The sequence below is a fragment of the Iningainema tapete BLCC-T55 genome (assembly GCF_014698965.1).
Taxonomy (GTDB): domain Bacteria; phylum Cyanobacteriota; class Cyanobacteriia; order Cyanobacteriales; family Nostocaceae; genus Iningainema; species Iningainema tapete.
Window position 1 is genome coordinate 109,234 of the sequence record NZ_JACXAE010000057.1, and the last position, 22,562, is coordinate 131,795.

Annotated in this window: 26 protein-coding genes and 1 pseudogene; 7 read left to right on the forward strand and 20 right to left on the reverse strand. The window is 41.9% G+C overall.

The genetic code is table 11. The features are described from left to right. Nucleotides 1-7 precede the first annotated feature (7 nt). The 8 genes from cas1d to ICL16_RS16765 all read right to left on the reverse strand — a co-directional run bounded on the left by cas1d (nt 8) and on the right by ICL16_RS16765 (nt 9,604). Nucleotides 8-1,009: a type I-D CRISPR-associated endonuclease Cas1d gene (gene cas1d, locus ICL16_RS16730; protein ID WP_190829743.1), complete on the reverse strand. Its 1,002-nt coding sequence runs from the start codon at nt 1,007-1,009 to the stop codon at nt 8-10. A gap of 20 nt (nt 1,010-1,029) precedes the next feature. Continuing rightward, the gene (cas4, locus tag ICL16_RS16735) at nt 1,030-1,623 is read right to left on the reverse strand and encodes a CRISPR-associated protein Cas4 (protein WP_190829745.1); all 594 of its coding nucleotides are present in this window, start codon (nt 1,621-1,623) and stop codon (nt 1,030-1,032) included. A gap of 5 nt (nt 1,624-1,628) precedes the next feature. Next, entirely contained in the window at nt 1,629-2,477 is an 849-nt protein-coding gene (gene cas6, locus ICL16_RS16740; protein ID WP_190829747.1) for a CRISPR-associated endoribonuclease Cas6, read from the reverse strand. 11 nt (nt 2,478-2,488) lie between these two features. Continuing rightward, nucleotides 2,489-5,167: a CRISPR-associated helicase Cas3' gene (cas3, locus tag ICL16_RS16745; RefSeq protein WP_190829749.1), complete on the reverse strand. Its 2,679-nt coding sequence runs from the start codon at nt 5,165-5,167 to the stop codon at nt 2,489-2,491. After that, entirely contained in the window at nt 5,160-5,948 is a 789-nt protein-coding gene (locus ICL16_RS16750; RefSeq protein ID WP_202895589.1) for a hypothetical protein, read from the reverse strand. Before ICL16_RS16750 ends, cas3 begins: the two co-directional genes overlap by 8 nt. A gap of 42 nt (nt 5,949-5,990) precedes the next feature. Further along, entirely contained in the window at nt 5,991-6,863 is an 873-nt protein-coding gene (locus ICL16_RS16755; RefSeq protein ID WP_190829753.1) for a hypothetical protein, read from the reverse strand. 2 nt (nt 6,864-6,865) lie between these two features. Then, nucleotides 6,866-9,325: a BAR domain-containing protein gene (locus tag ICL16_RS16760; protein WP_190829754.1), complete on the reverse strand. Its 2,460-nt coding sequence runs from the start codon at nt 9,323-9,325 to the stop codon at nt 6,866-6,868. 90 nt (nt 9,326-9,415) lie between these two features. Further along, nucleotides 9,416-9,604, reverse strand: coding sequence for a hypothetical protein (locus tag ICL16_RS16765; protein ID WP_190829757.1), 189 nt, complete (start codon nt 9,602-9,604; stop codon nt 9,416-9,418). Between the two features lie 443 nt (nt 9,605-10,047). Between ICL16_RS16765 and ICL16_RS16770 the strand changes: the two genes are divergently transcribed. Next, entirely contained in the window at nt 10,048-10,914 is an 867-nt protein-coding gene (locus tag ICL16_RS16770) for a helix-turn-helix transcriptional regulator (protein WP_190829759.1), read from the forward strand. A gap of 47 nt (nt 10,915-10,961) precedes the next feature. Here ICL16_RS16770 and hepT read toward each other — a convergent pair whose 3' ends face one another. From hepT to ICL16_RS16795, 5 genes and pseudogenes are all read right to left on the reverse strand, one after another. Further along, complete coding sequence (hepT, locus tag ICL16_RS16775) at nt 10,962-11,390, reverse strand: type VII toxin-antitoxin system HepT family RNase toxin (RefSeq protein ID WP_190829761.1); 429 nt, start codon at nt 11,388-11,390, stop codon at nt 10,962-10,964. Further along, the gene (mntA, locus tag ICL16_RS16780; RefSeq protein ID WP_190829763.1) at nt 11,387-11,833 is read right to left on the reverse strand and encodes a type VII toxin-antitoxin system MntA family adenylyltransferase antitoxin; all 447 of its coding nucleotides are present in this window, start codon (nt 11,831-11,833) and stop codon (nt 11,387-11,389) included. The genes hepT and mntA overlap by 4 nt, the downstream gene beginning before the upstream one ends. A gap of 67 nt (nt 11,834-11,900) precedes the next feature. Further along, a pseudogene (locus ICL16_RS16785) lies at nt 11,901-12,182 on the reverse strand (DUF1016 N-terminal domain-containing protein); the annotation flags it as partial. Beyond that, nucleotides 12,148-12,534 (reverse strand): DUF5615 family PIN-like protein, encoded by a 387-nt coding sequence (locus ICL16_RS16790; RefSeq protein WP_190829765.1) that lies wholly within the window; start codon nt 12,532-12,534, stop codon nt 12,148-12,150. The pseudogene ICL16_RS16785 and the gene ICL16_RS16790, both read right to left, overlap by 35 nt. Continuing rightward, nucleotides 12,531-12,791 (reverse strand): DUF433 domain-containing protein, encoded by a 261-nt coding sequence (locus ICL16_RS16795; RefSeq protein WP_190829767.1) that lies wholly within the window; start codon nt 12,789-12,791, stop codon nt 12,531-12,533. The genes ICL16_RS16790 and ICL16_RS16795 overlap by 4 nt, the downstream gene beginning before the upstream one ends. A 179-nt stretch (nt 12,792-12,970) precedes the next feature. On the opposite strand from ICL16_RS16795, the gene ICL16_RS16800 reads away from it, so the two are divergent. Further along, entirely contained in the window at nt 12,971-13,291 is a 321-nt protein-coding gene (locus ICL16_RS16800) for a hypothetical protein (RefSeq protein ID WP_190829769.1), read from the forward strand. Continuing rightward, on the forward strand, nt 13,273-13,641 hold the full coding sequence (locus ICL16_RS16805) for a pentapeptide repeat-containing protein (RefSeq protein WP_190829771.1): 369 nt from the start codon (nt 13,273-13,275) through the stop codon (nt 13,639-13,641). The genes ICL16_RS16800 and ICL16_RS16805 overlap by 19 nt, the downstream gene beginning before the upstream one ends. A gap of 79 nt (nt 13,642-13,720) precedes the next feature. Here ICL16_RS16805 and ICL16_RS16810 read toward each other — a convergent pair whose 3' ends face one another. Beyond that, complete coding sequence (locus tag ICL16_RS16810; RefSeq protein WP_190829773.1) at nt 13,721-14,026, reverse strand: threonine dehydratase; 306 nt, start codon at nt 14,024-14,026, stop codon at nt 13,721-13,723. A gap of 123 nt (nt 14,027-14,149) precedes the next feature. Here ICL16_RS16810 and ICL16_RS16815 point away from each other — a divergent pair, with 123 nt between their 5' ends. Further along, nucleotides 14,150-14,506 (forward strand): hypothetical protein, encoded by a 357-nt coding sequence (locus ICL16_RS16815; protein WP_190829775.1) that lies wholly within the window; start codon nt 14,150-14,152, stop codon nt 14,504-14,506. Here ICL16_RS16815 and ICL16_RS16820 read toward each other — a convergent pair. Further along, a complete protein-coding gene (locus ICL16_RS16820; RefSeq protein ID WP_190829777.1) occupies nt 14,489-15,289 on the reverse strand; it encodes a PhzF family phenazine biosynthesis protein in 801 nt (266 codons plus the stop codon). The genes ICL16_RS16815 and ICL16_RS16820 overlap by 18 nt on opposite strands. A 110-nt stretch (nt 15,290-15,399) precedes the next feature. Here ICL16_RS16820 and ICL16_RS16825 point away from each other — a divergent pair, with 110 nt between their 5' ends. The 3 genes from ICL16_RS16825 (at nt 15,400) to glgP (ending at nt 19,313) form a co-directional block, all read left to right on the forward strand. Then, nucleotides 15,400-16,683 carry a valine--pyruvate transaminase gene (locus ICL16_RS16825; RefSeq protein WP_190829779.1) on the forward strand — a complete coding sequence of 428 codons (1,284 nt, stop codon included), beginning with the start codon at nt 15,400-15,402 and terminating at the stop codon, nt 16,681-16,683. Further along, entirely contained in the window at nt 16,684-17,292 is a 609-nt protein-coding gene (gene rimM / locus ICL16_RS16830; protein ID WP_190829781.1) for a ribosome maturation factor RimM, read from the forward strand. A 107-nt stretch (nt 17,293-17,399) separates the two neighbouring features. Beyond that, a complete protein-coding gene (gene glgP, locus ICL16_RS16835; protein WP_190829783.1) occupies nt 17,400-19,313 on the forward strand; it encodes an alpha-glucan family phosphorylase in 1,914 nt (637 codons plus the stop codon). A gap of 89 nt (nt 19,314-19,402) precedes the next feature. Here the strand turns inward: glgP and ICL16_RS16840 are convergent, their stop codons facing one another. The 5 genes from ICL16_RS16840 to ICL16_RS16860 form a co-directional block, all read right to left on the reverse strand. Beyond that, entirely contained in the window at nt 19,403-20,143 is a 741-nt protein-coding gene (locus ICL16_RS16840; protein ID WP_190829785.1) for a class I SAM-dependent methyltransferase, read from the reverse strand. 84 nt (nt 20,144-20,227) lie between these two features. Continuing rightward, on the reverse strand, nt 20,228-21,226 hold the full coding sequence (locus ICL16_RS16845; protein ID WP_190829786.1) for an MBL fold metallo-hydrolase: 999 nt from the start codon (nt 21,224-21,226) through the stop codon (nt 20,228-20,230). Between the two features lie 113 nt (nt 21,227-21,339). After that, nucleotides 21,340-21,879 carry a class I SAM-dependent methyltransferase gene (locus ICL16_RS16850; protein ID WP_202895590.1) on the reverse strand — a complete coding sequence of 180 codons (540 nt, stop codon included), beginning with the start codon at nt 21,877-21,879 and terminating at the stop codon, nt 21,340-21,342. Nucleotides 21,880-21,883: 4 nt separating this feature from the next. Further along, a complete protein-coding gene (locus ICL16_RS16855; protein WP_190829788.1) occupies nt 21,884-22,267 on the reverse strand; it encodes a PIN domain-containing protein in 384 nt (127 codons plus the stop codon). Next, a complete protein-coding gene (locus ICL16_RS16860; RefSeq protein WP_238360805.1) occupies nt 22,260-22,553 on the reverse strand; it encodes an AbrB/MazE/SpoVT family DNA-binding domain-containing protein in 294 nt (97 codons plus the stop codon). Before ICL16_RS16860 ends, ICL16_RS16855 begins: the two co-directional genes overlap by 8 nt. Between the last annotated feature and the right edge of the window lie 9 nt (nt 22,554-22,562).

Genomic DNA, 22,562 nt, shown 5'->3' on the forward strand with positions numbered 1-22,562 from the left:
GTCACCTCTACTTAATTACTAAAGGAGGATACTTATCGGTTTCGCCCATCAAGTACTTCGCCAGTAACCGCGCTTGAATTTCAAACGCTTCTTGGTAAGTACATTGACGACCCAGGACTGGATGCTTAAACTTGGATTGTTTCTTCTGTTCGTACAATCGCAAAAATGTGCGCAGTCCTTCTTTTGTTAAAGATACTGCTCCAGATAGCGGCTCTGTGGTAAAATCGGTAATAAGCAGTGCTTTCTTATTCAACGCTGAAAGTACAACTGCATCCACAACTGTAGGTCTAAATTCCTCCATCAGATCTAAGGATAGTGAAGGACGACCGTAACGCTCAACGTGCAAGTAGCCCAAGTATGGATCAAAACCGACGATATTTACTGCACTTTGCACGTCGTGACGGAGTAAAGCATAACCCAAACTTAATAGAGAGTTTACAGGATCGGTGGGCGGTCGGCGGCGTCTGCTTTCAAAGCTAAAACCTTCGGCACGAATTAATTTATTGAAGCAACCGAAGTATGCAGCACTACCAGCACCTTCCAAACCACGTAAAGAATCAATCGATGCGGTTGTATTAATTGGTGCTAGGGCGTTTTCTAAGTGTGTGATACTTGCATTTAAGTCAATAGCATTTTCTCGTTGAGCGCGAAGTAAGACGTTGCGGTAATTTTTCAACTTCCCCCGCACAAAACCCTTGACAACATGCACTGCTTGTGATGTTTCTCCGGCGGCTTGCCACTGCGCTTTACGCACAAAGATATTTTTAGTCACTTCTGGTTCTAACCTACCAAGATATTTACCTGTATCTGTCAAAAAACTGAGGGGAATATGCCGTTCGAGAAATTCGGAAATAGCAGATGGAGAAACTGTTGCCCGTCCTAAAACTACAATACCATCTACTTTGATTAACGGTACATCCAAAAGAGTTTGTTTGTTTGATTTTACACTGAGACGTTCATCTGTTTTACCGATAAATGCATCGGCTTCGGTAATGTATACTGTTCCCATAATTGTTCTAAAAGTGAGTATTAATTGGCTTCTTGATAGCGGTTAACTTTTGCAGTTGCTTGCGGTAAGCATTGGGAATACAAACTACAACCAGAACAGCGCTCGCCATACACTGGTGGTGGCATTTTTCCTGTTTCAAGCAAATTATTGACAGCTTGAATTGTTGCCAAGGTAGCTTCTCGCATTTCGGCACTTATTTCTACTAACTGACGCTGGTGAGATTCAGCATAATAAACATAACCTTGAGTCACTTTTTCACCAGTCATATCTTCCAAACAAAGTGCTTGGGCTATGACTTGCATTGCATCATTATCCCACTCTCCCTTGCGTCCGCGCTTGTATTCTACAGGGTAAAAACGTCCGTCTGTTTCTTCAATTAAATCAGCTTTACCAATTAATTGATAACGCTCAGACTTTAACCAAATAGCGCGTATTTGCCAAGTTTCTTCCCGTTGTCCTTCTCCTAATGTATGGACGCGAGAATGTAAACTAGTCCCTTCAATTGTGTATTGATTATCAGTAAATTCTCCAGCACAAAACATTCTCCAGCATCGATGGGGACAATAGCTATATTGATTCAGAGCAGCAATGGGAATATATTCAGTATTATTCATGGTATTTAATCAACATTGCGTCTGGTCATTTTTAATCGTCGTGTCATTCCCATACCCATAGTGGTTTTTCTTCCTACACCAGAGTAAAGAGCAAAATCCGCTAGGGTATTGATTTGTTTAATAATTAAAGGATTGACTTCTCCTAATATTCGATAGTTAATTTCGCCGACGCAGCCGATAAATTTGCTGCGGGAATCTGCTCCAATGGCAGTGCGAATATTAAAGAAACTGGGAAAAAGAACTTCTGTGAGATTAGGTTCTAAGGGTATACCGCTATATTTGTGCCAACGTTGAAGTAGACTGTTAAAGACACATTCTCTTGTTGGTAAAGCAGTATCAAACTCTCCTTGGCGGAAGTTGGTGAGAGTGGAGAAACTCAAGAAAATTTGGCGATCGCTTTCCGAAGCCTGCTCGTACAATTGAGCGTAAGTAGTAGCATTTGCCCAAGGTTGTGTAGACTGGGGAGTGCCAAGGATGCTGGTAATATACAAGTCAGCAGAACCCAAGTGCCAAGGATGGGTAGGGTTAATATTGAGCCACAGTTGGGTAAGCTTACTAAAAAGAGTGTCATCTAGTAAAGAGATGCGCCACCAACAAGGAGTTCCTGTTTGTATGGGTTGTTGATGTTCCCATTGCAAAGCGTGATCTGAGTTTCTGTTTCTGGTAGTATGGTAAACTTGCAAGGGGCTGAGGGTGAAAGCTTTGTCAGCGGTGGATTCGTGGAGGCGCGAGCCTAATTCCTTATCCACCGAACTAACCAAGGTGAGAAATAGGGCATGGAGATGTCTACCTGTTAAGAATTGTGGGTAAATGGGAGATTGGGGAAGTAGGTTGAGGACGAGACTGTGAGGCATTTTCAGTAAACTTAATAAGTTTGGGGATTTAAAGCTTTTGTATATGTAATAATCGCTGATTTATTGTCAGTATGCTTACAGAGCAACTTTTCCTCAAAATCGTTGGTTTTGAGTTTAATGAACACACCCGGTAGTTCTACAAAACCTAGTTCTGGATTGTAAGGGTACTCTGGTTTATCTTCATACATTAGAGCAGCTTCATTATTTGGGTGAATCTCAATTACTATATCTTTCAAGTAAGCTGAACCCCATCCTAAATTTCGTACATCCCAGCGAGTTGTTTCCTGATTATAGTAATGCTCGTACACATGAGTATTAGCGTACTGGTTATTGTCATTTTTAATCAAGCGGTCAATTGGGACTTTAATTTTATGCTGGTCTTTGCTACCATCTTTATAAATCAATGTTGCTGAGGGTGTCCAACTGCGAGTGATTACTAAACCTTTTTCATGGGCTGTTTTACAAGTGAGGTCAGCACCATAAACGTAGTCGTGTAGCATTGAGAACACTTCCACTACTCGATAGTCGTCAACATGCTCAGAACGCGAAATACATTCGATAATCGCTTGAGTATCAAATTTTTCTAATGATGTTAGTGTTTCTTGGTATTTTTGCCACCCGGACTCATCTAAGCTGTTTGCAAAGTCAGGGATGGAATTACCTACCACTATAACTTTGGCATCAGAAATATTTCCTTTACGGTTACAACGTCCTGCTCTTTGAATCAAGTTTTCAGGAGGGCAAATTTCGGAAACAAGCACCTCAGCATTCAAATCACAACCAACTTCTATTGCACTTGTTGTAATTAAAAGGTAAGGCTGATTTTTGGAATCGCGTTCTTGCAGTTGTTTATAAATACTTGGTCTAAGTTGGTCGGCAATTCTACCATGATAGAGGAATAAAAACCTTCCTTGAGCATCAGTATTGCCACTTAAATAATTGTTTAAATACTGATAAATGGCTGCTGCATCTTTGACCCGTTCAACTACGGCAATAAGTCTCCGGTCAGTTTTAACAGTCCATTCTCGGAGAATTATTTGAGCAAATTCATGTTGGAAAATCTCAGGTACTTCAGAATCACGCTGAATATGGCTAATCCATTCAAAGCCTTTTTGATTGAGGTAAGGTTGTCTTAAAGTTTGCTGCTGAAACTGCTTGAGTTTTTCAACCTTTTCAAGTTCATCAACATAATCTATAGAGTTAAGATAATCAAAGCGTTCGATATACTCCTTAGGCATTGTGGCTGTCATCAGGATGAGCGATCGCCCTGCTTCGTAAAGTGCTTTGACTAAACTGTGAAAGTTTGTGAAGGAAATTTCATCATAGCTGTGAGCCTCATCAAAGCAGATGAGTGTTTTTTCTCGATGTATTCTCAAAGGGAAGGTAAATGACTTCTGTTTGTCACCGAAACCAAAATAACGATAGAGAAATTTATCCAATGTTGTAAGGATAACATCACCTTTGTACAAATGGCGTCGGAGATTTGAAGTGCGTTTGGTTTCATCCCCATTTTTGTACACCCAGCGATACATCTGTGAGCCTGTGTCTACAACCAAAGAAACTTCTCTATCTTTTTGCAATATGGAAAACTTCTTCAGGTATTTTTCGATACGCTCCTTCTGGTCTTCTAACAAGCTGCGAGCGGGTAAAGGCAGAATTAGGCGATAATTTGATGCTAATGCTGGAAACAATACTGACTCAAACTTACCTGAACCAGTAGAACTTTTCAGCAAAATTGCAGGATGTTTTTCATCATTGGGGTCATAAATTGCCTCAAACATCTCAGCTTGCATAGGGTTAGGTGTAAAACCTGCTAACTGCTGATAGAAATCTTTTGCTGTCCACTCTTTTGATGTAATGGCTGAGCGATAAGGTTTGAGAATAATAGTTTTGGAAATAGATTCCTTTGGCTGACCCTGCTGAGATTGCCACCAGCGTTTAGTTATACGGTCTAGCGTCTTGCCTAAATCCCCCTCTCGATTATCTTTCAGGCATTTTTGCAACTCTCCATCTGTATCTAATTCAGCAGGTTGCATTGACCAACACCTAAAAGTTAGTTCAATGAAATTTAACTCTGGCTCAAATGCCCAAGGGTCTATCAGATAAGTTGTAGGTTCTGACTCATCTTGTGTAATGGTAAAGTCCATAAAAGCGCGAGATTCTGCCTGTTTTCCGTCTTCAAAAACTCGACAAGCTAGCTCAGCCTCAATTTGATCGCACATTTCTAGAATGTAAAGTTCACGAGCATAGGCAAGCGGTTCTTTAGTTAAGATTTCAGCATAATGCTGTTCTTTTTTCAAGGTATAAGCATCACGACAGATATCCTCAACAGAAAAATCATGATGTCCAATTGCCAAAGCTTCTGCCCAAGCATCTTTTTTACTTTTAGCTAAGAACCGATGCCCTCGAAAAGAATAAGTGTATTCTTGAAATTTGCTTTTTGCAATTTTTGCTATAATTTCAAACCTTTGTGGTTTGCCATTGTCATGAATGCTTGCGGCTTCGAGAACTTGGTCGAATGAAGACTCAGAGGGAAAGTCGTTTTTACGCCAACACTTCACCAATTTCCTGACATTACCGACATGATTACCTAGTGCTTGAAAACGTACCTCAGAAGGAATTGGATTAACTTCACTAGGGAAGAAAACTCGACCAAACTTAAATGGATATTGGCGTTGTGGTTTAGACATAAGCTTCACCTTTCAGCAGGTTGACGATAGAGACAGGGATATTAATTTCATTCCCATCAGTGTAGTATTCGAGGGTAGGAGCATAACCAGTTTGTTTTGAAAAATAAGCTGTAACAAACGGGACAAATCCCTCTACTTTAGCTGGCTGATTGTCCAGAAATCCTTCTGGCTCACATTGGTTTTGGGCATCTGTCGCCCATTTGTAGCGATAGAGATTATAAATATCGCACCCGCTAACAAACTGGTTACTCTGCAAGAGAGTTTCCATCGGCACAATTGTTGAAGGATGAACTGTAGCGGTTTCTTGGCGTAACTCCAATATTTCTGAAACCTCTAAAACAATAGCAAAGCCTTCTTTACCTAACTTGCAGCCGTAACCTTTTAAGTCTCGAAAATGCTCTAATCCTTTTGGAGAATTAGCTACTACATAGCCAACCAATTCTTCTGCAATTAAATATTCCCAAGTGTGCAGTTGAAAATTTTCCTTGTCTCCATCTTGATAAAGCCTGGAAAAAGCATCATGGTTAAACTCGCGCATTCCTTTGCGGTAAGTTCGATGTACTGCGCTCCAGGTTCCTTTAACTGGATATGCTCCTAGAGCCAAGTAACGTGGAGGTAAAGCATAAATTGGTGGGTTTTCATTGTTGACGCGAGTTTCAGGAATGTCTAACCCAACACTCATCATGCCTAACCTCCGCAAGAAACCAGATAGAGTAGTTGGAGGAACAAAAGGATAGGTGGCAATGTTGAGAATTGACCCAGGCAGTATGCGAAAGGTCATAGCTGCAGTGGGTTGAATTTTGAGTTCAACACAGTACATAATTCATGCTTGTAAAACAGTGTCTACGAACTGGCTGGAATACTCTTGTAATTTTTCCAAAGCAACATCCCCTATCCAGCGCTCAAAGTGCGTAAGTTGAATGTGATTAGTGTTTGCTTCTGGAGTTTTGGCAAGGCGAAGGAAGTCACTAATAGCCTCTTGAGGATTGGTAATTGATGGAGAAATAACTGGGCGCTTGCCTTTGGGAACAAGGTAGCGATCTACAACTAGAAGAGGCATTTGGTCAGCGGTTTCAGCGATCGCAATCCCCTTCGGATTCCCAGAACCAATGCGAGGCAAGGAATCTAGAAAAGCGTAACCAACAGAAGCAAACTCTGCGTCGGTGACACTGAGCGCATGGGTAGAGACAGGGTAGAGAATTCCTGGCTGGTTATACTCGCGCTTAAACGGAATCGGGGTTTCTTCTTTCTGGTTGACAATGCGTGCAGGATGCATAGCTCGTTGCTTTTCCACTGGATAAATATCCTGCACCGCCACGCCGCCGCCGTGTGTCACGCGACCAATTAAAGTCTTTTTCCCAGCTATCAAACCACCATAGGGAGCGCAAATCGGACAGTTTGGCAAAGCGCAGGTTTCAGGAATGCCGCACTTTAGCTTGTCTCCCAGCAGTTCTCCGTTTTTGACAGGTGCCCAGATCAAACTGCGTCGTTCGACTCCACGTCGTTTTGTTGGAGAGATGTAACATTTTTCTAGCGATCGCCCATCCTTCGTCGTTAGTTTGACCGACTCAACCAAGTTAACATTCACCTGTACTTCGTGACCCAAGTAAAGTTCTTGAGAGCCTTCCAAAATTGCGTAAATATCAAAGTGTAGACGTGGATGCTTATCATCAGTTTTAGGAAGTCCAGTTGCCATAGTTATTTCTCACTTGTAGATTTCAGCTTGCGAACCAGTTCAGGAAAACGAGTGTAGAGAGAAAGTTTGAGTTGATAGGTCAACTCGTTCCAATCTTTTGGTTGAATATAATTACCTTCAGCAAAGTAAGTATAAGCTCTTAAAACATCATCAGCATATAGAGTCAGATAAATTTTTCCTGCCTCATCTTGCTCTTGTCTGTTAGAAATGCTCAAAGTCTCCATTAGCTTTTTAACTTGCTCATAAATAAAGTAGTTATCAGGATGTTGGTATAACCGAGCTTGAACACTCTTTTTTGTTTCATCTCCAAGGGTAGCGTAATAGCAAAATGCAACAGCATCATCAACCTTTTCAATCAACTTGCTCACCTCTCGCTCAACATCTTCTTGCTTCATAGCCTTTTTTGCTGTACTCTCTAAAGACTGAGCAAATGCATAGGTCAAGCCAGTTAATGCAGCAACATCTCTGTATAACCTAGCTCGTTTTGATAATTGGTTATCTGAACCCATAGAAACTCCTTTTGCGTCTAAATCCTTTTGTATCGCTCGCCAGTATCGCTCACGAACTTGTTCTAATTTAAATTCGTCTGAGAACTGGGCAACTTTTGTTAGAGTATAGTCTGCTAGATAAGGTAAATCCTGCTGTACATAACGCACTGCGTCTCCTAAAGTCATATTGATTTCTTTGCCAGCATTAATGATTGACTGATTATAACTGTCCATCAACCCTTTGATGAAAATTAGATGCCTACTTTGTATATGTATCGGCTGACTGCCCTGAGTAATTAACGAAAATAGAAAATCTGCTAAAACTTCAACAGGAAAAAGAGAGGCTGCTTTAGCAATGGCATACTGTACTTGACCCAGCTTCTGAGATGCTAATTCTCCTTTGTTTGTCCGGTCTGAAGTCAAAATTAAATAGCGACCTGCACTCAAATGCATCTGTTTATTCGTCAGCATTCTGATGTAGTCTTTGATTTTTAGTTCAGAAACAGTGCTACTGTCAGCAGGTTCAAGCCGCAGAATAACGCTTTCATCTGTTACTTTGAGCGGAGAAGCAAAGGCTAATGCTGAACAGGAAGCACAGATATGAGGTCTACCTTCACTCGAAGCTGACTGGCGACGTTGGGAAGGTTTCTCAAACATGAATCTTAAGACTTGCCATCGTGCTGTTTTGGGGTCAAGCGCAACCCCGCAGGAGTAGCAAAATTCTTTGCTGTCGTCTCCTGGCGATCGCACCTCTGGCAAAACAGGTTGCTCAGTAAGTAATGGTTGAGGCAATGGATCACTTGGTTTAGTTTCCAAAAGGCGATACATCTCGGTAATGCATTGCGTAAAAATATCACCACGAGTTGAGTTAATTTGATCGGTTGCCATTTTGGTAAAGTTCTTGGCGAGCGCACGAATATCCTTGAAATTCTCTGGATTATTCTGCTCGTCTAGCTGAACAAACTCAAATGGATCGCCTTTAGATTCATTGAATAAATCCTGCTTCTGCTGAATAGACTCTTGAGAAAAAACTAACTTTTCCCTCAGCTTCTCTTGCTGCTTTTGTAATTTTCGTTGGTCAGATTTAGTCAAATTTTGCTTTGCCAACTTAGATTCAAGTTGTTTTAGCTCTTGCCACACAGTATTTTGTTCTTCTAAATTTTTGCCAAAGGACTTGTGAAAATACTCAACGTATTTCTGAGCTTCCTTTGCCTGCATTGCCTGCTTATCCTGCAAATCTTTTGCTTTGGATTTGCGTTCCTTCTCGTTGAGGTCGAGGTTAGCAAGGTCTTTTTCTAAGTCATTAATCTGCTGCTGACGAACTACCTGACGTTTTCTAACATCCCGAATAACTGCATAATACCAGGCAGCTAATACATTGGATTGCTCTTGAGTCAGAATTGGCACATCCAAAGTGCTGAATCCTCTTCCTGATAAAGTAATAGCATTCAGCATCACGATGAAAGTCTGAACTAAGCCTGGTAACTGATGCTTAGTATAGCCGTAAGCAGAGAAGGCAACTTTTTTAAGAAACTCTTCCCATTCTGTGAAGTTTTGTATTTGCTGATTGGGAATGAAAACTTTTACATGGCGATCGCTCTCATCGAGTACGACGATTTGGTATTGCTTTTGCAAATACTCCAAAAATCTATCTATTGCACTCTCAATTGCTAATCTTGCTTGCAACTCACCAGGTAATGGGTATTTATAGAGAATTTGAATTCTACCGATTGTTTGACCCTGATATATGACTTGGTTTTGTTCAAAGTCCAGTTGTAGAGATGCGTCTGTTATTTCATTTTGCTTTGCCAACGTTAACTCTCGCATGAGCCTGGGAGAGTTGAACGACGGTGCGATCGCCATTATATCCGGCATATTCGCTAGTACTGCAATTAGTGCTGACTTCTGAGTGGAGACAACATCAGCAACTAAAGCGCTCAAGAGAATGCATATTTGAACGCTGCCTATATTCATTGTGTGTGTAATTTTCAAGTTTAAGTAAGTGGGAGAAGTAGATACTATCCCCCCACATCAAAGCAATGCTCTTTAAGAGAGTAGTTTTGACTAAATCATTAGTCGATACTCGTGTTGCTGACCTTCAATTCGGCGTTTATCGAACTTGTAACCCTGCTTCTTCAAGATATGTATAGTTGCGGAGAACCTGTGACTAACTTTCTCTACCAGTTCCTTGGAAGAGTGCCAGCATCCATCCGACATGAGTCGGAGTAAACGGTCTGGAAGGTTATCATTCATGGCAATTGTGTCCAAAGGGTGTACAACCAGACAAGCCATGCGCTATCCTATGAATTGCGAGAACATAGGCGGACTGGGCGCTTGTCTAGTTCGCTTTCCAATCTACAATAATTTAATCGTCTGTGTCAATGGATGCTAAGTTTATAGCACAAAGACTATTCAAAGTATTTCAAAAACTGTATGCTGTATAGGCTCCAGTAAAAATACACTCTAATTCCATCCCTATCAGGGATTGAAAATGTGTAAATGGAGCGCTTAAGTTAATAGCACAACTTTTTTGAATCCCTATCAGGGATTGCCAGCCAGACTTAGACGCTGGCTTTTTTAGTGTTTTTTGAGCAAATACAATGATACTTTTAGTCTATATTCTCCTATTTAACTTTGATACAATTACAATAACGGTTAAAAACGGATAATGTCAATAGTGTAATTAGAAAAAAGTGATGACACGAAAAAAAGAAACAATTACACTGTCAATTCCACCAGGGACGAAAGAGCAACTAGAGGCGATCGCTCGTCGCTTAAACATCCTTTGGGGCAAAGAACCCAGTATTTCTGGGTTAATTGTGGCGATCGCCCAACAATCTGTAGAAGTTGGAAAGCCATTTACCCTTGACTCCAATCAAGTCAATGCCTTGCAGCAAGCCATCAAAGCTTTAAATGATGCAGGTCGTGTGGGGGAAGCACAAACTGTACTTGCACTTTTGCTTGACAGAAGCAACCTGGAAGCTCCTTTACGTCAATCCCTGATGAAACAACTCAATCAACCCACCCAACTATGGCGGAATCAAATTGAAGAGCTAGTTAAACAACAGCAACCATTCCATCTTCTCTACCACAACTCACAAGGAGAGGATTTAGATTATACAGTTCGTTATGCTGAAGTTCGCTTCTTCGACAACCGCTTCTATCTGATGATCTGGTGCGAAGAAACTCAAGACGTAGAAAATGACATCCCAGATATACCAGAACTATGGCATAACCGTTGCTTGGTTTTTAACGGCATTCAGTCAGTTATCCCAACCAGTGGTAATTGGCGAGGTGAACTAGATCATCTCAAAGTGTACTTACACTTTCGGGGATGGCTGAAAAAATCCTACAAGCGTAGACCTGAAGAAGACATAGACGATAAAATTGTCGGAGACGTGCGACAGGTGGAGCGCAAAGTCGTAAATCATTTTTGGTTAATTAGAGAAGTCTTGCGCTATTGGGATGAATGCGTGATTGTTGCACCTGATAACCTGCGTCAACGCATACAGCAAAAGCTACGCACCCTATGCGATTTTTACGATATCGAAACTAAAGAGTGAATGGGTGATGTGGGGCGATCGCCTGAATTTTTCTACCCATTGTCCATTTAAAACGAACGTAAATAAGTGTTGATTTGTTGTACATAAAAGGGATATTGCCTTAAAGCAAAATTAATTGCCTTAAAAACTTGGTTAGGGTCAAGGTCGTCATATTCATGGACAAGGCGATTTCTTAATCCGGCTGACTGTGCCAATTGTCTTGCTAATTCAGGAGTAATGATGCCACATCTGCCAAGTTCAATAAATGCCTCAAAGTTAGTTGCTGAATTTCCTTGAAGTAAACTTGACAGTATATGTTCGTTAATATCTATTGCTGCCTGAATCATTAATTGCAATAGTCTTTCTACAATTAATTGCTTATCGAAGTCATTTAGGTAGTCATCTATTGTAATCGCCTCAAATCTTTTAAGACTTTCAAGATAGCGAGTAATTAATTCAAGTCTAGTTGCGATAACTACAGAATCGATAGCTGTCATACACCCCACCTTTGCAAAAAATGCTCAATATTTTGCCGCTTAGCCTGCTCTATCTTTTTTATTTCTACATCGCTAAGTAATACCCGATGTCGAAACTTATCAAATTCTCCTATTTCCTGCTCGTATAACACTTTTCCGTCACGGGCAACAAAATGCGCCAATAGTGGAGAACAATGATTAAGTTCTACAACATCAATTTTGTCATGGTTTATTCCAAAAATTTCACCAAGAATTAGAGGTGCTTCAAACAAACCCCAAGCATTATCTCTAATAGAAGTATTACGTATTTCTTGATCGTAAAATGCAGCAAAATCCCAGTCACTATTTGCATGAGTTTTCCCAGTAGCTCTAGAACCAAACAGAACCAACATTTTTAGATAAGGAATTTTATCAGGTAGTTGTTGAGCAAGTTCCCTGAGTTCTACAATTGTTGGTGTATTCATTTCAGTATCCTTATTAACCATTGTCTACTTCCCAATTTTCATTCCACTCCTTCTAACAGTTTAGCAACTTGCTCTGGAGCGGGAAATTGTGAGTCCAACCAATTTCTGCAACCATTGGTTGCAGTTTTTCGTTCTGGCTGTAAGCAACATAAAAACTGCGCATATTCCAAATATTACGGGCAGAAAACCCGCTAATTCCTGGAAACTCTGCTTGCAAGTCCTTTGCTAACTGTTCCACCACTGATTTACCCCAGCTAGCTCCCTGCTGTCGGTTGACAATTATCCGTCCAATATCCCAGTAGAGGGCATTTAGCTCATAAATCTGTTTCCTCTTCTTCAATTGGTTGATACTCTCGAATTGTTCCTTTTTGGATCATCCACAACTTACCTGTAACTTCTGCTTGTTCCAACCACAGGATTAATGTTTCTATAGCTTCGCGCCAGTCTGGAAAAGTAGCGTGGGATGGCAGACGAATCACCACTATTTCTGCATATTCAGCAGGATTATACCGAATGCGATTGCCAAAACCCCTGTCTGCGGTAACTAAACATCTATCTTCGCTGCGACAAACATCAATTAATTCCTCATCTGGTGCTGAAATCAAACCCTGTTCTCGTACTGTGGTAACATCATGTCCTGCCATGCGTAACCATGTAGCAACCCGAAGACTGCCAAGATTTTCATCAAGTTTGATATTCACTTACTTGTTTCCTTGTGAGTTCCAATTGGAATTTCAACAAAGCGATCTCTGCTCATTTCAGCACCGTAGGCGATACAAGCCAGAATGTCCTCTTTTTCCAAACCAGGATACTCCTCCAAAATTTCCTCAATTGTTGCGCCACCAGCTAAGATGTCTAGTATCAGAGATACCCAAATCCGATGTCCTTTAATACAAGGTTTGCCGAAACAGATATTTGGATCGATAGAAATTCGGGAAAGCAGATTGTCTTTAGTCATTGATTTTCCTCCCTATGAGTGCGTATTCAATAAATATAGCAATCCCATTGCTCTGATTGAGATCCCCGACTTCGTAAAAGTTGTCGGGGATCTTGTTTCTCACGAGTTCCAGATTAAGTATCCTAGAAGTAGAGACTTCGTATTTCGTGTCTCTACATGAAAATTTTCAAATACAAATTATGACTTTAGAAGAATTTAAGCAATTAATAGAAAAACAGCATAAATGCCCTCAGTCACTGCCAATACAACTGCAAGGCTTGTGGTATGACAAACAAGGCTTGTGGGATGCAGCACATGAAACAGTTCAAGATGCCAGTGATGCTGATAGTGCATGGGTTCACGCCTACCTGCACCGTAAAGAGGGCGATTTGAGCAATGCCCGTTACTGGTACAGACGTAGCGGGCAGCCAGAATTTGCAGGCAGTTTAGATCGAGAATGGGAGCAGATAACTTCTGAGTTGCTAAAGAAGGCAAGCCAAGTATGGACAGTGACGAATTAAAACGACGTTATAATGCAGGAGAAAGAGATTTTGCTACAGCGAAATTAAGTAGAGTCAGGTTGATTGGAGCCAACTTAGTTGGAATCAATTTATTTGCCGCCGACTTAACTGCAGCTAATCTAGCCAAAGCCAAACTCTGGGGAGCTAACTTAGGTGGAGCGAACTTAGCTCACGCCAACTTGACGCGAGCCAACCTCAGCGGTGCAAATTTACAAGAAGCCAATCTCCGGGGAGCCAAGCTTAATTATACCAAGCTCTTCGGAGCAGACCTAAGTGGAGCTTGCTACGATGATAGCACCCGCTTTTCCAGAGGTTTTGACCCTATTAGTAAAAATATGCGAAAGATTTAAAAAGAGGGGGTAGGGTGTAGGGTATAGGGAATAAATTTCTTCACCACACCCTAAACCCCAAACCCCACACCCTCTCTTCCTAACCCTTTTTCACATCTTTCGCCATGTTGAGGTAGTAATCATCCGTCTTGATTTTAGGACGACGACGAGTAGTAGTAGAGACTTCAGGATTCACAGACTCAGTTTCATTTAGCTGAGCTTGTGCGCGTTTGATAGTCTGTGCTTGCTCTGATTCCAAATAGTATTCTGATGTGGAAAATCCGAAAAGCTTGGCAAATAAACCAAAGACATTTCCGAAAAAGCTAGAAATCTGTCGAAATATAACAGAGAAAAAGCCTTGAAGCCGAAGAAAAGAGTTTTGAATAATTTGATTGAGACGAGACATGGTAGCGCCTCCCATAACTGCCTACTAATATTGTGACTTACTGCACAGAAATATTGACGACGATCGACATTATTGCTAATACTTCATGCACAATAGAAATAAGTTGCGGAAAAAATCTAACTTATGGCGGATGTAAGTGGTACTTGGCTGGGAACTTATTGGCAAGGAGATACACCTACTCGGTTTGAGGTGACATTGATTCAAAGTGGCAACACTTTAACTGGTAGCATTTTAGACGATAGTTATTTGGGAGAAGCCCAGCTATCTGGTGAGGTGATTGGGCGTCGGATTAGCTTTGTTAAAACATATTTAACTACCTCACCAGCCCCAATTACTTACGTAGGCACACTTTCAGAAGATGAAAATTTTATGCAAGGGCAATGGCAAATCAAACGCTCTGACTCTGGTGCTTGGGAAGCCAGACGTAGTGGGGAAAATCTCACGGTGGATTTTAAATATCAGTTAACAGTTAACCGTTAACAGTTCTCCTTGTAGGACGGTAACTGCTTGTCCACTCAAGTAGACACGGGCATCTCCATTGTAGCGAACCTTGATTATACCACCTCGACTTGATGCTTGGTATGCTAAAAACTCATCTTTTCCCAAGCGATCGCGCCAAAAAGGAGCAAGGCAACAGTGGGCAGCCCCAGTTACAGGATCTTCATTAACTCCTAATCCTGGAGCAAAAAACCGTGAGATGAAATCGTATTCTGAACCCTTTGCAGTTGAGCTAGTCACAATTACTTCAGATAAAGCGAGTAGTTGTTGGAAATTGGGCTGAATCTTTCTTACCACATCTTCAGACTCCACCTCTACCAGATAACCCAGGGAATTCTTCATTACAGTTTTCACGGGAACACCCAAAGCTTGAGTAAGTTCAACAGGTGCATTTGTTTCTTCTGAATGATTCACGGGAAAATCGAGTTCAATCCACTCACCCTGTTTCTTAGCTATCAGTAGTCCACTTTTTGTATGAAAACGAGCAACTTCTTCAGGAGATAAATGTCCCTCTGTCCACAAAACATGCGCACTAGCTAGAGTAGCATGACCGCACAACGGCACTTCAACTGCTGGTGTGAACCAACGCAAATTAAAACCATCCTCCTGCTTGACCAAAAATGCAGTTTCAGATAAATTCATCTCTTGTGCTACATTCAGCATCCAATCGGACGACTTCTGTTCAGTCAACACGCACACAGCAGCCGGATTGCCTGAGAAAGGTTTGTTGGTAAAAGCGTCTACTTGAGTTATTATTTGTTTCATGATGATGAAATTGTAAGTTTTCTGTAAATTAACTACAGTTTTACTTTGCTATCATGGCATTCTCTCGCTACATTGGTTAATAGTTAGTTCGATTACCATTTTCACAGCCTATGAACCCTGCCCTGACTAAAATTGGCGCTCAAATGTCCAACCTGACTGGTGTCAGAGCCATTATGAAGGACATTATCGAAACTTTACAAGCTGGTGCGGGGCAGCAGTTTATTAATTTGAGTGCTGGCAACCCGTTGATTCTGCCAGAAGTTGAAGAGCTTTGGCGGGATTGTACATCACAACTGCTAAATAGTCAAGAATATGGTGAAGTAGTTTGTCGCTACGGTTCAAGTCAGGGCTACGCACCATTAATTGAAGCGATCGCCAATGATTTCAATCAGCGCTATGGGTTAAACTTAACACAGCGCAACATCCTCATCACCCCCGGCAGTCAATCGCTGTACTTCTACGCAGCCAATGCCTTTGGCGGCTACACAAACAGCGGCAATCTCAAGCAAATCGTTTTACCTTTAAGTCCAGATTACACCGGATACGGTGGTGTTTGCTTGTTTCCAGAAGCTTTAATCGCCTACAAACCAACTCTAGATATTGATGCGGCAGCACACAAGTTCAAATATCGCCCCGACTTTAGTAAGTTGTCAATTACAGAAAACACGGGTTGCGTGATTTTCTCTCGCCCTTGTAACCCTACTGGTAATGTCCTTACTGATGAGGAAGTGAAGAAAATTGCTGCTATGGCTGCACAGTTTGATGTGCCAGTGTTGATTGACTCTGCTTATGGTCCTCCTTTCCCAGCGTTGAACTTTACGCAAATGACGCCTATATTTGGTAATAATATCCTGCATTGTATGAGTTTATCAAAGGCGGGATTACCAGGAGAACGGATCGGGATTGCGATTGGGGATGAACAGTTAATTGAAGTTTTGGAGTGTTTCCAAACGAATGCTTGTCTTCATGCTTCTCGTTATGGACAAGCGATCGCTGCTCGTGCTATTAATTCGGGGGCGCTTGCTCAAATTTCTCTTGATGTGATTCGCTCTTTTTATCAGAATAAGTTTACGGTGTTGGAAAGTACTTTAGATGCAGCGATGCCTAAGGATTTACCTTGGTTCCTCCATCGCGGTGAAGGGGCGATTTTTGCTTGGTTGTGGTTGCAGGATTTGCCGATTTCTGATTGGGAGTTGTACCAGGATCTGAAGCAAGTGGGTGTTATTGTTGTGCCTGGTAGTACTTTCTTCCCTGGTTTGCAGGAGGAGTGGGAGCATAAGCAGCAGTGTTTGCGTATTAGTTTGACTGGTAGTGATGAGGAGATTGTTACTGGGATGCAAGGTTTGGCAAGGGTGGTTGAGGGGGTTTATCAGCGTGAGGTTGTGGGTGTTTAAATGAACCGCCAAGACGCCAAGGGCGCCAAGAAGGAAATGGAGAAGGTTCCAAATCCAAAATCCAAAATCCAAAATCCAAAATCTGATGATTGGTTGGAGATTGGTACTATTGTTGCGCCTCAAGGTTTGGATGGGGAGGTTCGGGTTTATCCTGACTCGGATTTCCCGGAGCGGTTTCTTGTGCCGGGTAAGCGTTGGTTGTTGTGTGCTGGTGAGGATGAGCCGCAATTGGTGGAGTTGTTGGGGGGGCGTTATGTTGAGGGGAAAAATTTGTATGTGATTAGGTTGGCTGGGGTTAAAAATCGCAATCAGGCGGAGGCTTTGCGTGGTTGTAAGTTGTTGGTGTCTCAGAGCGATCGCCCCCAATTAGGGGATGATGAATATCATGTTCTGGATTTGATCGGTTTGTCGGTTTTTATGCAGGAGTCTGGTGAAAAGGTTGGGGAGGTGGTTAGTGTGGTTTCTGCTGGTAATGATTTGTTGGAGGTGCAGTTGCATCAATCTTCTAAGACTATTTTGATTCCTTTTGTCAAGGCGATCGCTCCTGTTGTAGATTTGGATCATGGTCGGATTGAAATTACTCCACCTGATGGTTTGCTGGAACTTTAATAAGAGTGATTCTAGTTTCAATACCATAAATAATTATACTTTTGATAGATTTTAATATAAATATACAAATATTAATCTGAGTGAATGAATGGAGTTATAAGTAAGCAATGAGCGATCGCAACTCTTCATTTTTAGCTGGTAAGCTGCCTAATCAGCAACAAGATAATACTTGGGCAAGTCAGCTTCCCCAGTTTACTAGCTCTAATCCCATTGCTTACTTTTCGATTGAGTTTGGGCTGGATAGTTTGCCTACTTACTCTGGTGGTTTGGGTATCTTGGCAGGTGATTATCTCAAGTCAGCATCAGATTTGGGTTTACCTGTGGTGGGAATTGGTTTGCTTTACTCTCAAGGTTATTTTACGCAGCGGTTGAATGCAGGTAGGCAAGAAGAGTATTACCAAGATTACGATTTTAACCAACTGCCACTGGAATTATGTCGGGATGAGCTTGGAGAAGTTCTCACGGTTACAGTGGGTGTCGCGGAAAGTAATGTGAAAGCTCAGGTTTGGTTGGCACGGGTGGGGCAAGTTAAGCTTTACTTTTTGGATGTGAATCTTGCTGATAATTGTACGAGCGATCGCTCTTTGACTGCACGTCTATATGGTGGTGATAAGGAAACTCGCATTGCTCAAGAAATTATATTGGGTATCGGTGGTGTTAGGTTATTACAACTTCTAAATTTGAAGCCTCATACATACCATCTTAATGAAGGTCATGCTGCCTTTGCGTTATTGGAGTTGGCGCGTCAGACAATAGAAAGCACGGGCAAATCTTTTGCACAAGCTGTCGAAGCGATGCGCCCTGCTTGTGTTTTTACTACCCATACCCCTGTTCCCGCAGGACATGATACTTTTTCACCTGAGTTGATGCAGCGTTACTTTGGGCAATACTATCCTCAGTTGGGGTTGACGCAGGAAGCATTTTTAGAATTGGGACATGCACCTGAAGATAGTGACACCTTCAATATGACAGCTTTGGCATTGCGGTTGTGTCGTGCGGTTAATGGTGTGAGTAAGCTTAATGGGCAAGTTTGCCGTCAGATGTGGTCGAAGTTATATCCACATCTTCCTGTTGAACAAGTTCCCATTAGCTCAATTACTAATGGTGTTCATGCCCCAACTTGGGTTGCTCCTGAGATGGCAGATTTGTATGCTCAATATATAGATGCAAACTGGCTTGACCGCATTACCGATACTCAATGGGCGAAGGTGGATGAAATTCCCGACGAGGAACTTTGGCAGCGTCACCAACAACTGAAAGCGCGGTTGATTAATTTTGTTTGTGGGGCAGGCATCTTGAGATCTGAAAACATTCAAGGGACGCTCATGTTGCCCATCCCACAAAAACATCAAGCTGCACAAATTCTTGATCCTGAAGCCTTAACTCTGGGTGTTGCCCGACGCTTCAGCACCTACAAACGTGGTGATTTGATTATGCATGATGTAGAAAGGGCAAAGCGGATTCTTACTAATGCTCAAAAACCTGTGCAGATTATTTTTGCTGGAAAGGCACACCCTGCTGACGAAGAGAGTAAGAAGATTATACAAAGAATTATCGAGTGGAGTCAAGACCCAGATATCCAAAATCGCGTAGTTTTCTTAGAAAATTACAATATGGACATTGCCACACAACTGGTGCAGGGGGTAGATGTGTGGCTGAACACACCGCAACGTCCCAAAGAAGCTTCTGGTACTAGTGGTCAAAAGGTTTGTCTTAACGGTGGACTTCATTGCAGCGTGCTGGATGGCTGGTGGCCAGAGGCTTACCAAGCGGGATGCAATGGTTGGGCAATTGGCGATGGTGAAGTTAGTGACAATGAGGAAGAGCAGAATCAACGGGACGCCTCTGCAATGTATACTCTGCTTGAGCAAGAAATCATCCCTTGCTTTTATGATCGTGATGCCTCTGGATTACCCCTTCGTTGGATTCAAATAATCAAAGCTTCTATCAAAACTATCGTGCCACAATTCAACACCAATCGCATGGTGATGGAGTACGTTACCCAGATGTATTTGTATTAATTTGAGTGAGTTAAGCTAATCGTCATTCATTTTCAAGAGTAACTTGTTCGTAGTAAGGGCTTCAGCCCTTTCTTTACGCAAGCTTAGTTTCACTTGATAGCTACCAAAATCATTCGGTGGCTATCAAGTGCGAACGGCTCACCATCGTATCCGTAGCCCTCTACTTGACTGAAGCCAGCTTGCAACAGCCAATCGCGGATTTCGGGAAAGGTAAAATTGCGAATAAAATATTTACCGCGCAGCACAATTCCATCGCGAATGATAATACGTTCAGTATAAGTGCGATTGGTAAGCGCATCGTAGCTAGTGCGTGCGATCATATAGTTGCCGTCACGCTCAGTAACTACATCAGGGCTAAATTCTTGCAAGATGCGGCTCAGGTTTTGAATATCGATTAGCAATTTACCACCTACTTTAAGGGCGCGATATGCTTCGGTTAAACAAGCGCGATTTTCATCGTCATTGAAGTAACCAAAGGCTGTGAAGCAGATGATGATGCAGTTGAAGCGATCGCTAAAAGGCAAGGAACGCATATCACCTTGAATATATTCTACCTTAACGCCGCTACTTGCTGCATCTTGACGGGCTTTTTGTAAAAAGAAAGCAGTTGCATCAAGTCCTGTCACATTATAGCCACGCGCTGCCAGTAGATTAGCTATTCGTCCATGCCCACAAGCTAAGTCTAAAATACTCATCCCTGGTTGTAAATCTAGCAATCGGCAAATTAAGTCTACTTCGTGTTGGCTGCGTTGTGGTGTCAACAGGGTTTCATAAAAGTAAAGATAATCTTCTTCAAATACGCTGCTATCATCAAATGTATTTGTATCCATTGTTGCTCCAAAACCTTCAATTTCTGATTGAGTTGCTAATTGCTAATCCCTAATTGTTTATTAACACTGGTTTGAACATATAAATCAAGCATTAAACTGCCAAGGCTCAGGCTCCCAAGCATATCCTCCTTCACTGCGTTGGCGAATATGTCCCAATCCTGGCCAAGGGAAGTGATAAGCAAACATCAAACTGCGATCTTTCCACACTTGTGAAAGTAAGCGTTGGCGTGTGGATGCTGCTTGATCTGGATCGGCATCAAATATCGGTTGCCATTCAGGATGCCCAAGATTGATGGCGAAGTGATGAATAACGTCGGCGGTGTGAATTAGTGACGCATCTTTTGATATAATCCGAATGGCAACATGTCCTGGGGTATGTCCTGGGGTATTAATTGCGAAGATACCTGGTATAATCTCTTTTTCCCCGTCAAACTTGATGAGGCGAGAACTTAAGTAATTCAGTTGTTTTTTAGCGATCGCAATTCCCTCTTTCGCCATCTTTTCACCACCACGAAATTTGGGTAGACTCACTTTGGGATTCATCCAAAAATCATGTTCAGCACGGTTGATGTAATAGCGTGCTTTGGGAAACAAAAATTTTCCATTTTTATCCGTTGAACCACCTATATGATCGGCGTGAGCGTGTGTAAGGATAACTGTGTCAATTTCTGCTGGATTCACACCTGCAAGCTTGAGATTACTAAGCAATTTGCCTGCGGTAGGTGCGGTAAGTGTACCACTACCAGCATCAATTATCGCCTGATTTCGTCCGGTGTTGATATACAGGATGTTACAGTTGACTGGGAGATTCTTGCTAGGCTGAAAACTGTCACGCAAGACTTGTGCAAACTGTTGAGGTGGTGCTGTACCCGCAAATGCTTGTGGTTCAGGTATAGTAAGGATTCCATCGCTGATGGAGATTAATTGAAAGTCGCCTAGACGGAAACGGTAGAATGTAGCGTTATTTAATTGAGTTTTTTGGGCAAGAACAGTTTGTGATGCAGCCGGAAGCGCTAGTGCAGCGGCACTCAAAGCTGTCATGCGTAAAAAGGAACGACGATGATATTTTGTTGATAAGCTCATCACAGTTTTTGATGTAATACTCTGTGGTTAGAATACTACGCGATCGCTCATCTTGAAAAGTCCTGAGAAACTAGATACCCGACTTCTTGAAGAAGTCGGGTATCTGGAAATGCTCACGTTGATTTAAATTTAAGAATCCACTTTTCATCAAACATCATGGCGAATGGGTGAAAATCTACTAAAACTAATCGCCCACTAGTTTTGAGAATTGAAGCTATTCCTTTAGCCCAAAGACTCAAATTTGATAGCCAGCAAATCGCTCCATAAGAGGAAAAGACTACATCAAAGCTTCCCTTGGCTGTAATTGAGAGCCAGTCATATACATCTGCACGGTGGAAAGTTGCTTTGATGCCAGATTCTGTTGAGAGTTTCTGGGCGAAAGTAATCGCCTCATCACTAATATCCACACCTGTGACAACAGCTCCCAATTGCGCCAAACTCAAAGTGTCTTGTCCTGCGTTACATTGGAGGTGAACCAAGGATAAACCAGTAATATCTCCCAGTAGTTCCTTCTCTTCAGGAAACAGTGTACTACCTCCAGAGCGAAAAAACTTCACCTGATCGCCTTTATGGCTATTGTGCGCAATAGTAGCCTCGTTCCAAGATAAACGGTTCTGTTCGTGAAGTTCCTTTGGTATGGGTGGATTAGTCATGATTTTAACGAATCACCTGCACATTTATCCCCAATTCTAAATTAGCCCAAGTTCTATCAGTAGTTAGTATTGGCAAACCCAAGGATTCACCCAGTGCTAAGCAAGCTCTATCCCCAAATGATAATCCAGCCTGTCTCGTTAGCGTACGTAACATCCCAGCACGATAAGACATTTCAGTATCAAAATTAATAATCTCTAACCCCAGAGTACCGATAATTTCCCTTACTTCTATCTCAGGTATTCCATTATCAGCAAGTTTTGCTACGACTTCACTTAAATTGACACTACTGATGACAGCTTGGGTAAGGACATTTATTACTATTTCGCTACCTGGTTCATTGTTTAAAAGTGCCAAAATAGCCGAAGCATCCACAACGTAATTACTCACGCAAATTCTCCTGCCGTCGCTCTGCTATCAGTTCATTACTAAGCGAGCGCCCTTCAGGAACATATTGACGTATTATATCTTGCGCTCGTTTGATTGCTTGTTCGAGCGTAAAAATTCTCATTTCCCCATCTACTATTTGAATCATAACTTCTGAGCCTACTTCCAATCCCAGTTGTTTGCGATACTCAGATGGAATTACAACTGAGCCACCCTCTGATATTTTTGTCTTAAATGGTTGCATATAACATTTTTTGATGACTTTGACATAAGCAAAATTATATTCCATATTTATCAC

Bases quoted from the DNA above. Each gene is read 5' to 3' on its own strand.
- ICL16_RS16765 (WP_190829757.1), bottom strand. From the start codon at position 9,604: ATGAATGATAACCTTCCAGACCGTTTACTCCGACTCATGTCGGATGGA.
- ICL16_RS16750 (WP_202895589.1), bottom strand. From the start codon at position 5,948: ATGACCTTTCGCATACTGCCTGGGTCAATTCTCAACATTGCCACCTAT.
- rimM (WP_190829781.1), top strand. From the start codon at position 16,684: ATGAACCGCCAAGACGCCAAGGGCGCCAAGAAGGAAATGGAGAAGGTT.
- ICL16_RS16860 (WP_238360805.1), bottom strand. From the start codon at position 22,553: ATGGAATATAATTTTGCTTATGTCAAAGTCATCAAAAAATGTTATATG.
- ICL16_RS16845 (WP_190829786.1), bottom strand. From the start codon at position 21,226: ATGAGCTTATCAACAAAATATCATCGTCGTTCCTTTTTACGCATGACA.
- ICL16_RS16840 (WP_190829785.1), bottom strand. From the start codon at position 20,143: ATGGATACAAATACATTTGATGATAGCAGCGTATTTGAAGAAGATTAT.
- ICL16_RS16755 (WP_190829753.1), bottom strand. From the start codon at position 6,863: ATGGCAACTGGACTTCCTAAAACTGATGATAAGCATCCACGTCTACAC.
- mntA (WP_190829763.1), bottom strand. From the start codon at position 11,833: ATGAATACACCAACAATTGTAGAACTCAGGGAACTTGCTCAACAACTA.
- ICL16_RS16815 (WP_190829775.1), top strand. From the start codon at position 14,150: ATGGCGGATGTAAGTGGTACTTGGCTGGGAACTTATTGGCAAGGAGAT.
- ICL16_RS16795 (WP_190829767.1), bottom strand. From the start codon at position 12,791: ATGACTAAAGACAATCTGCTTTCCCGAATTTCTATCGATCCAAATATC.
- cas6 (WP_190829747.1), bottom strand. From the start codon at position 2,477: ATGCCTCACAGTCTCGTCCTCAACCTACTTCCCCAATCTCCCATTTAC.
- glgP (WP_190829783.1), top strand. From the start codon at position 17,400: ATGAGCGATCGCAACTCTTCATTTTTAGCTGGTAAGCTGCCTAATCAG.
- cas1d (WP_190829743.1), bottom strand. From the start codon at position 1,009: ATGGGAACAGTATACATTACCGAAGCCGATGCATTTATCGGTAAAACA.
- ICL16_RS16820 (WP_190829777.1), bottom strand. From the start codon at position 15,289: ATGAAACAAATAATAACTCAAGTAGACGCTTTTACCAACAAACCTTTC.
- ICL16_RS16810 (WP_190829773.1), bottom strand. From the start codon at position 14,026: ATGTCTCGTCTCAATCAAATTATTCAAAACTCTTTTCTTCGGCTTCAA.
- ICL16_RS16805 (WP_190829771.1), top strand. From the start codon at position 13,273: ATGGACAGTGACGAATTAAAACGACGTTATAATGCAGGAGAAAGAGAT.
- ICL16_RS16850 (WP_202895590.1), bottom strand. From the start codon at position 21,879: ATGACTAATCCACCCATACCAAAGGAACTTCACGAACAGAACCGTTTA.
- cas4 (WP_190829745.1), bottom strand. From the start codon at position 1,623: ATGAATAATACTGAATATATTCCCATTGCTGCTCTGAATCAATATAGC.
- ICL16_RS16760 (WP_190829754.1), bottom strand. From the start codon at position 9,325: ATGAATATAGGCAGCGTTCAAATATGCATTCTCTTGAGCGCTTTAGTT.
- ICL16_RS16770 (WP_190829759.1), top strand. From the start codon at position 10,048: ATGACACGAAAAAAAGAAACAATTACACTGTCAATTCCACCAGGGACG.
- hepT (WP_190829761.1), bottom strand. From the start codon at position 11,390: ATGACAGCTATCGATTCTGTAGTTATCGCAACTAGACTTGAATTAATT.
- cas3 (WP_190829749.1), bottom strand. From the start codon at position 5,167: ATGTCTAAACCACAACGCCAATATCCATTTAAGTTTGGTCGAGTTTTC.
- ICL16_RS16800 (WP_190829769.1), top strand. From the start codon at position 12,971: ATGACTTTAGAAGAATTTAAGCAATTAATAGAAAAACAGCATAAATGC.
- ICL16_RS16825 (WP_190829779.1), top strand. From the start codon at position 15,400: ATGAACCCTGCCCTGACTAAAATTGGCGCTCAAATGTCCAACCTGACT.